The organism is Campylobacter sp. US33a, assembly GCF_004378855.1.
In the GTDB taxonomy this organism is placed as follows: Bacteria; Campylobacterota; Campylobacteria; order Campylobacterales; family Campylobacteraceae; genus Campylobacter_D.
The window spans coordinates 171,319-180,616 of record NZ_RYYL01000005.1; the positions used below are offsets into that span (position 1 = coordinate 171,319).

Annotated in this window: 7 protein-coding genes; all 7 read left to right on the forward strand. The window is 30.5% G+C overall.

The annotated features are described in order from the left end of the window. The first annotated feature begins 2 nt into the window (after positions 1–2). Genes ELQ16_RS05355 through ELQ16_RS05385 form a run of 7 tightly spaced genes read left to right on the forward strand, consistent with a single transcriptional unit; the run spans position 3 to position 9,136 of the window. Positions 3–1,037, forward strand: coding sequence for a nucleotidyltransferase family protein (locus ELQ16_RS05355; RefSeq protein WP_134238534.1), 1,035 nt, complete (start codon positions 3–5; stop codon positions 1,035–1,037). Next, positions 1,034–1,939, forward strand: a complete 906-nt coding sequence (locus ELQ16_RS05360; RefSeq protein ID WP_134238535.1) for a Gfo/Idh/MocA family oxidoreductase — start codon at positions 1,034–1,036, stop codon at positions 1,937–1,939. The genes ELQ16_RS05355 and ELQ16_RS05360 overlap by 4 nt, the downstream gene beginning before the upstream one ends. Continuing rightward, positions 1,932–2,639 carry an acylneuraminate cytidylyltransferase family protein gene (locus ELQ16_RS05365; protein ID WP_134238536.1) on the forward strand — a complete coding sequence of 236 codons (708 nt, stop codon included), beginning with the start codon at positions 1,932–1,934 and terminating at the stop codon, positions 2,637–2,639. Before ELQ16_RS05360 ends, ELQ16_RS05365 begins: the two co-directional genes overlap by 8 nt. Next, entirely contained in the window at positions 2,639–3,409 is a 771-nt protein-coding gene (locus ELQ16_RS05370; RefSeq protein WP_134238537.1) for an oxidoreductase, read from the forward strand. The genes ELQ16_RS05365 and ELQ16_RS05370 overlap by 1 nt, the downstream gene beginning before the upstream one ends. Then, positions 3,409–5,262, forward strand: a complete 1,854-nt coding sequence (locus ELQ16_RS05375) for a motility associated factor glycosyltransferase family protein (RefSeq protein ID WP_134238538.1) — start codon at positions 3,409–3,411, stop codon at positions 5,260–5,262. The genes ELQ16_RS05370 and ELQ16_RS05375 overlap by 1 nt, the downstream gene beginning before the upstream one ends. Before the next feature lie 10 nt (positions 5,263–5,272). Further along, positions 5,273–7,222: a motility associated factor glycosyltransferase family protein gene (locus ELQ16_RS05380; protein ID WP_134238539.1), complete on the forward strand. Its 1,950-nt coding sequence runs from the start codon at positions 5,273–5,275 to the stop codon at positions 7,220–7,222. Next, positions 7,223–9,136, forward strand: coding sequence for a 6-hydroxymethylpterin diphosphokinase MptE-like protein (locus ELQ16_RS05385; RefSeq protein WP_347876278.1), 1,914 nt, complete (start codon positions 7,223–7,225; stop codon positions 9,134–9,136). Positions 9,137–9,298 lie beyond the last annotated feature (162 nt).

Genomic DNA, 9,298 nt, shown 5'->3' on the forward strand with positions numbered 1-9,298 from the left:
TTTTGGATATAAATAAACTCAAGCTTACTCCAAATTCTAGTATAGAAGAAGCTTTAAAAATCGTAGGACTTGAACGTGTTCGCCTTGGCATCATCGTGGATAAAAATGATAAATTCTTAGGTGTAATTAGTGATTCAAATATAAGAAAAGCCTTGATAAATGGTAAGAATTTAAAGGATAAAATCAAAGATATTTATACCAAAAATCCTATCACTATAAAAGAAAATACTGGCAAAAATGAGCTTTTAAAACTAAGCGCAAAGACAGATATTTACGATTTTCCTGTGTTAAATGAAAAGGGTAAAATAATCTCTATAAAGTCCATTTCATCGCTACTAGCGCGAAAAATAAATCCAAATTTTATCGTGATAATGGCAGGTGGGCTTGGAAGTCGCTTAAAAGAGCTTACAAAAGATACCCCAAAACCCATGCTAAAGGTTGGGAAAAAACCTATTTTAGAAAATATCGTGCGAAAATTAAAGGAGCAAAATTTTGAAAATTTCATTTTTTGTGTAAATTATAAAAAGCAAGTCATAGAAGAATATTTTAAAAAAGGTAAAGAATTTGGCATAAAAATTTCTTACATCAAAGAACGCAAAAAACTAGGTACTGCAGGAGCTTTAAGTTTGATAGGGAGGGGGCAATTACAAGAAAGTTTTGTTGTCATGAATGCAGACATTTTAACCGAGCTTGATTTTAATGAACTTTTAAGGGCACATAAAGCTTCAAACGCCTTAATGAGTGTATGTGTAAGAGAATTTGAACAACAAATTCCTTTTGGAGTGATAGAGCAAAATGAGGGCTTTATTACAAATATCACAGAAAAACCGGTGCAAAAATTCTTAGTTAGTGCTGGAATTTATGTGTGTGAGAAAGAAATTTTAGAACTTTTAGAAAAAAATGTCTACTTTGATATGCCTGAACTCATTAAACTTGCCATGCAAAAAGGTAAGGTAAATACTTATTTAATTAATGATTATTGGATTGATATTGGAAGGCTTGATGAGTTTTTAAAAGCTAATGAGGATTTTAAATGAAAGCTTTAATTATAGGCTTTGGAAGCATTGGAAAAAAGCATTTTTTAGCCTTAAATGAACTAGGATTTTTAGTAGATATTGTGTCAAAAAGCTATAAATTTAGTATTTATGAAGGAAAAAATTTCACGCTTTTTAAAGACTTAAACGAAGTAAATTTAAAAGAATATGATTTATTTATCATTGCAAATATCACCACAGATCATTTTAAAACGCTTGAAATTTTAGATAAAAATATAAAAGAAAAAACCATACTCGTGGAAAAACCTTTATTTGAAAAAGATATTAACTTTTTTCCTAGCAAAAACAATAAAATTTACATTGCTTATCTTTTGAGATTTAATCCTTTGATTAAAGATTTAAAAAACTTAATAGATATAAATGAAATTTATTTTGCTAAATTTGTTTGTAATTCTTATTTGCCAAATTGGCGAAAAATCGATTACAGACAAAATTATAGTGCCAAAAAAGAGCTTGGCGGTGGGGTAATGCTTGATTTATCTCATGAAATTGACTTGGCTTTTTATTTTTTTAAAGATTTAAATTTAGAATTTGGACAAAATTTAAAAATTTCAGAGCTTGAAATAAATAGTGATGATTTTACTTTTTTAGCCCTAAATTCAAAAAAAGCTAAAATTCACATCGAGCTTGATTATTTTTCAAAATTAAATCAAAGAAAAATTCTTTTTCATAGCAAAGAAAAAACCATAGAAGCCGATTTAATTCATAATAAATTAAATATTTATGATAAATTTAATAATATTAAAAGTAAAACTTATGAAAGCAATACTTTTAAAACCTTGCAAAATATGTATAAAGCAATTTTAAAAGATGATGAGAATTTATGCACCTTAGAAGAAGCAAGAAAGATTTTAAAACTATGCGATGAGGCAAGAAATGGGTGAAATTTTATGCACGATTTGTGCAAGAGGCGGAAGTAAGGGCGTTAAAAACAAAAATATACGCAAAATCAATAATCTTGAAATGATAGCTTATAGTATTATCCAAGCTAAAAATTCAAAGCTTTTTAAACATATCGTTATCAGCACCGATAGTGATGAAATCGCCGAAGTTGCAAGGAAATATGGCGGAGAAGTTTTTTTTAAAAGAGAAGCACACTTAGCAAGTGATAGCGCGGCAAAAGTGCCTGTAATGCGTGATGCATTGCTAAGAAGTGAAGAGTATTTTAAATGCAAATTTGACACTCTAATCGATCTTGACGCATCCGCTCCGCTTAGATCAAGTGCTGATATAAAAAATGCTTATAATCAGTTTTGTAAAAATAACAATGATAATCTAATCACCGCCGTTCCTGCTAGACGCAATCCTTATTTTAATTTAATTGAAGTGCAAAATGAAAAAGTTATAAAATCTAAGCAAGGAAATTTCGCCACACGCCAAAGTGCGCCAAAGTGCTACGATATGAATGCGAGTATTTATATCTTTAAAAGAGATTTTTTGCTTAAAAATGATGGCGTTTTTGGAGAAAAAACAGGACTTTTTGTAATGGATGAAAGCACGGCTTTTGATATAGATAGTGAGCTTGATTTTAAAATAGTTGAGTTTTTAATTAAAGAAAAAAATTTAGAGCCAAAGGATTTTTAATGCTAGAAAATAAAATCATATTTGTAGCAGGAGCTTGTGGGCGTATAGGAAAAGCTCTTTGTAAAAAGATACTTCAAAGTGGCGGTGTGCCAATTTTAGCTGATATCAATGAAAATAATTTAAAAAATTTAACTATTGAGCTTAAAAATGAATTTAAAAAAGAACTTTTAAGTCTTAAACTCGACATCACTTCTAAAGAAAGCTTAAATTCATGCATTGATGAAGCTTTTAAAAAATACACCAAAATTGATGCTTTTGTAAATTCTAGCTATCCTGTGGGAAAGGATTGGGGTAAAATAGCTTATTATGAAGCTAGTTTTGAGCAAATTTGCGAAAGTTTAAATTTGCATTTAGGCGGTTTTATCTTAGCTTCACAAGAATTTGTGAAATTTTTTAAAAAGCAAGGTTATGGAAATATCATCAATCTTAGCTCCATTATGGGAGTTTTTGCACCTAAATTTGAAAATTATGAAAACACCACTATGCAAAGCTCTTTAGAATACAGCGTGATAAAAGCAGGGATTAATCATCTTGGCGTTTGGCTTGCAAAAGAATTATTTAATACAAACATTAGAGTAAATACTTTAGCAAGCGGTGGAATTTTAGACAATCAACCTGGGAATTTTTTAGAAAAATACCGCAAATGCTGTGCAAGCAAAGGAATGCTAGAAGCAGCAGATATTTGTGGAACTTTAATATTTTTACTTAGTGATGAGAGTAAATTTATCACAGGGCAAACTATAGTCGTTGCTGATGGCTGGGGGCTTTGATGGATAAAGAACTTTTTTTAAAAAACACTCAAGCGCTTTTTGAAGTCGATCAAATTTTAGCCTATGAATTAAGAAAAATCAAACAATGCTTTAGCTTTACATTGCAAGGAAATAGTCTAGAAAATCTTAACATTATCCATCTACCAAGCAAAGAAGGTGTTTATAAAAATTCTTACGAAGAATTGGGCGGGAATTTAAGTTTTTTTAAAACACAATACTCTAAATACCCTACTTTGTTTTTTTATGGCTTTGGTAGCGGTGCGCTTTATAAATCCTTACTTGCAAACCAAAATCACAAGCAAATTATTGTCTTTGAAAGTGAACTTGAAATTTTATATTTGGCTTTTCATTTGTTTGATTTTAGCAAAGATATTAAAAATGAAAGATTGATTCTTTTTTATACCTCCAATTTAAATATCGCTCAGCTAAATGCTTTATTAAATCACAAAAAAGTAAAATACAGCATTAAAACTTATGATTTTCATATCCATAGTGAATTTTATCTGACGCATTATAAAAATATCATTCAAAATCTCAACCAAAGCCTTATAGATATCATTAAATTTATAGTTTTAAGTCACGGAAATGATCCTAAGGACTCGCACATTGGCATCGAGCATACTTTAAAAAATTTAAAAGCCTTGATTTTTGGCGGAGTTTTTCAACACTTTTTAAAACACAACCGTGCAAAATCAAAAAACGCCATCATCGTTTCAACCGGTCCAAGCCTTACAAAACAACTCCCACTTTTAAAAGAATATGCAAATAAAGCTACGATTTTTTGCGCAGATTCTTCTTATCCTATCTTAGCAAAAGCAGGAATAAAACCTGATTATGTTTTAAGCCTTGAAAGACTTGCATTAACGAGTGAATTTTTTAATAATGATTTTGGTGAATTTGATAAGGATATTTTATTTTTAATCACTTCAGTAGCTCATGAAAATACTCTAAAATATCTTGAAAAAAACCACAGAAATTATATGCTGATATTAAGACCTTTGCTTTTCTCTTCACTTTTAAAATTAGATGATTTTGGTTATCTTGGCGTAGGAATGAGCGTTGCAAATATGGCTTATGAATTAGCTGCGGCTTTAAGGCATGAAAATATTATTTTAATCGGACAAGATTTAGCCTATGATGATTTAGGATATTCTCATCCAAAAGATCATATTTATGGCGAACAAGGCGATGAGATACGCGGAGAAATCTACACTATAGCTTATGGTGGCGAAAGAAAGGTAAGAACTCAGCTTTCTTGGCAACTCTTCAGACAAAGTTTTGAAAAAGATATACTTTTTGTTAAAGAAAAATTAAAAATTACCACTTATAATTGCACTGAAGGTGGAGCAAGAATAGAAGGAAGTATAGAAAAGCCTTTCAAGGAAATTTGCGAAAATTTATTAAATACGAATTTAAACAAGCCTTTTAAAAATGATTTTCGCTTAAATTCTAAAGAAGCGCAAAAAATTTACGAAAAAACCAAAAAACACCTTCTTAATCAAGTCAAAACAAGCAAAGAACTTATAGAAGAAATGAAAAACAAGCTTAATGCCTTACAAAGCATTTTAAATGAGACAGAATCAAATTTAGAATTTAAAAAGCTTAAAAAAATAGAGCTTGATTTTCAAACCCTAGCTACTAAAATGAAAAGTTACGGACTGATGAGCGAACTTTTGCAAGCCCTAGTTTTTCATCAAGAATGTGATCTTTTAAAACTTAAAGTAAAGCCTTGCGAAACTCAAGAAGAAGAAAAGGAGCAAATTTTGCTTTGTTTAAAACATTATCACGAAAAATTCAATGAATTCATTTTATATATGCAAATTCAAAATGAACTCATTGAAAAATACATTTAAAAGGAAAAATATGGCTTTCACAGAAGAACAAAAAAAGCGCTATAAAAAAAATTTTAACGCCCTAGCTGATACGCTTACTCTTAAAAAGGATCTTGCAAAGCTTTCTAAAAGTAAAAAATTTAAAATCATACAAGGTCAAGATCCGCTTGATATCAATCTCCTAAACACCTACACTCACAAAAAAATTTATAGCAATCCTTTAATGGAATTAAATTCCTTACTTGCAACCTATAATGAAAAATATGCTTTATATCCTATACTTTATTTTTATGGTTTGGGCAATGGTGTGCTTTATAAGGCTCTTTGTCAAAATCCAAAATTACAGCACATCATCATCTTTGAAAGCGATATAGAGCTCATTTTTACAAGCTTACATTTAATCGACTTATCTAGTGAAATCAAAGATAGAAAAATTAACATCATATCACCAAAAAATAACAGACAACAAATTCTTTCTATTTTTCATGCTCAGCCTTTTTTAAATTTTTTAAGAGTGTATTTTTTAGAACTTCATAGCGATTATTATGAGAGTGAGCATGATGAGATTATCAAGCTAAACCAAGACATACATCATGCCATTAAAGAGGCTGTATGTGCACATGGAAATGATCCAAAAGATGCCTTGCAAGGTATAGAACAGTTTGTTTATAATCTACCAAAAATGCTTACCCATCCCAATGCTAAAGAGTTGGTTAATACAAGAAAAAAACTTAGTAAAAACGCCATCATTGTTTCAACCGGCCCAAGTCTTACAAAACAACTTCCGCTTTTAAAAGAATATGCAAATAAAGCCACTATTTTTTGCGCGGATTCTTCTTATCCTATCTTAGCAAAAGCAGGAATAAAACCTGATTATGTAATGATGCTTGAAAGAACACATGTAACGGCTGAATTTTTCAATCACGATTTTGGTGATTTTGATAAGGATATTATTTTTATTACTACCGCCTTAGTGCATCCAAAAGCTATTGAGTATTTAGAAAAATATAATAGAACTTATATTTTAATCGAGAAATTCCTTGGTTTTGAAAGCTATATGGAATTTCATTCTTTTGGTTATTTGATTATGGCATCAAGCGTGGCGCATATGGCTTATGAATTAGTTATGGCTTTAAGATGCGAAAACATCATCTTCATAGGACAGGATTTAGCCTACGCAAAAGATGGCTGCTCTCACCCAAAAGACTATCAAAACTCATCAACTTATGAAACAAATATGTATGAACATATTACAACCAAAGCTTACGGCGGGGAAGGTGAAGTCGAAACTCATTTTATATGGAATATGTTTCGCACCATTTTAGAAAAGCACATTCTTGGCACTCCAAAAACTACTAAAATTTATAATTGCACTGAAGGTGGAGCAAGAATAGAAGGAACCATAGAAAAGCCCTTTAAAGAAATTTGCGAAAATTTGTTAAATGTAGATTTAAATAAACCTCTTCCAAGTCCTAAATTTCCAAGCCAAGATAAACAAAATGAAAGGATGCTAAAAGCTTATTACAAAATTCAAAGAAGCATTAAAAACTGCGATAAATTAGAGCTTTTTGTCTTAGAAAAACAACAAAATATCCTAAAAAAGATCAACCAAGAAGAATTTAAAAATTTAAGCTATGAAAACAAAGAACTTGCTGGGAGCGTCATTGAAGAAATCGATGCTCTAAAAAGCGAGATTGAAAAAATTCACAATCTCTATCAAGATTTAGGCGAAATTTTGCAACCCTTATACCATCAATTTGAGCTAAATTTAGCAAAAATTTATGTTTTAAACCCACTCACAGAAGAAGATTGGGTCAACAAAACCTTATTTTGGATCAAAGAGCATTTAGACTGGATCGTTTATGTTTTAATACACCTTAAAGCGCAAAAAGAAGCCTTGCAAAACAATATCTTGCCTTTAGAAAACGAACTTTTGCAAAGAAATTTTGGAAATTTACTTGATAAAATCAAAAGGAATTAAATGATGAAAACAACAGATATTTTTGAAAAAAATCTTCTTTCTCTTCGTGGAAAAGAATACGAAAGCTTAGTTAAAAAACTTAAAAAAATCAAAGAAAGCAAAAAATTTTTCCCACTTCTTGATGCTAAAGATCCACTGAATTTAAATATTATAGAAAATTCTACTAAGGAAAAAATGTATCAAAATCCTTTAAAAGAATTAGAAAGCAAAATTACTTTCATTCAAGAAAAATACCTCAAATATCCTGTTTTATTTTTCTATGGCATAGGTAATGGCTTTTTATATAAAGCCTTATTGCAAAACCCAAATTTCAAACGCATTATCGTTTTCGAAAAAGAAATTGAACTCATTTTTCTTGCTTTAAATTTAGCTGACTTTACTCAAGAGCTTATTAAAGGAAGATTGATCATCATTTTAAGTAGCGAAATGAATGACGCCAAAGCAAGCTCTTTGTTTTCTTTGCCTGAGTTAAATTTACTGTTTAGGTCTTATTTTTTAGATTTGCATTCAGATTTTTATGAAAAATACTCAAAAGACATTATTAAAATTAACAATATCAACAAAAACATTATCATTTATTCTTCTTTAAAACAAGGCAATGATCCAAAAGATGCTTTACAAGGCGTGGATCAATTTGTAAGACACATACCTTATATGATCACCCATCCAACCCTTAGCGAACTCATAAAAAAAAGATACAAAAAGGCAAAAACTGCTATCATTGTAGCCACAGGTCCAAGCCTTCAAAAACAAATTCCACTTCTTAAAAAATATCATAAAAAAGCCAGCATTTTTTGCCTTGATGCATCTTATTCAATCTTACACGAAAATGATATCAAGCCTGATTATGTTTTAAGTCTTGAAAGAGTTGAGGCTACAAGTGAATTTTTTAATAATAATTTTGGTGAATTTGACAAGGATATATTATTTATCCTTTTAGCGCTCACTCACCCACAAACCATTAAATATTTAGAATCAAACAAAAGATCTTATATACTTACTCCAAGAGCCCTGCCTTTCTCGCAAAATATGAAACATTTAAAAGCTTTCTCTTCGCTAAATGGAATGAGCGTGGCGCATATGGCCTTAATCTTGGCCTATCGTTTAGGGCATGAAAATGTGATTTTAATCGGACAAGACTTAGCTTTTGGAAAAGATGGCGCTTCGCATTCAAAAGGCTATGGTAGAGGTGAAGAACTTGCCAAAAAAGAAACACAAGCCTTACCACAAACCAAAGTAAAGGCTTATGGGGGCAAGGGTTTAATCAAAACGACAAAAATTTGGGAGCTTTTCATTAGAGTTTTTGAAACCTTAACTACAACCATCAACGCACAAAAAACTTGCACTGTTTATAATGCCACTGAAGGTGGGGCAAGGATAGGTGGAACCATAGAAAAGCCTTTTAAGGAACTTTGCGATGATTTATTGGATAAAGATCTTAAAAAACCTTTAACGAAAGTAAAAAAACTAAGTAAAGAAGATCAAAATGCCCTACTTTTAAAATCTTACAAACAAATCAAAACTTTCATCAAAAGGAGCGAAAAAATCGCAAAAGATCTTCGAAAAACCGGAAAGCAAATTAGAAATTTAACCAAAGACATTAAGCAAAAATACAAATTTGAACAAATCAGCAAAAATATTGATGAAATTAAAACCAAACTCGCAAATGGCAATTACGCTTATTTAGCTGAAGTTTTGGGACCAAGTGTTTATCACGCAGAAAGCTCTTTAGGGGAACTTTACTTGCAAAATATGAGTAATGAAAGCGATAGACAGAATAAGCTCATCGCTTGGATTTATGCACATGAGGCGTGGATTGATGAAGTGCATAATTTAATCGTCTTGCAAAACGGTGTTTTAAAAAGCGCCATCATACCTTTAAGAGATATGGTAGAAAAAAGGAATTTGGTTTAAAACTTTAAAGGGCTTAAAGCTCTTTAAAATCTTTTCTAATTTCCGCAAAAAACACCAATTAAAACTAAAAAATTCTAAACTCTTTCTAAAACAATTTTTTATATAATTTCCAAGCTTTAAGGATAACCGACTGAAGACTTTGAATAAAGTTGAAAGGAGGTT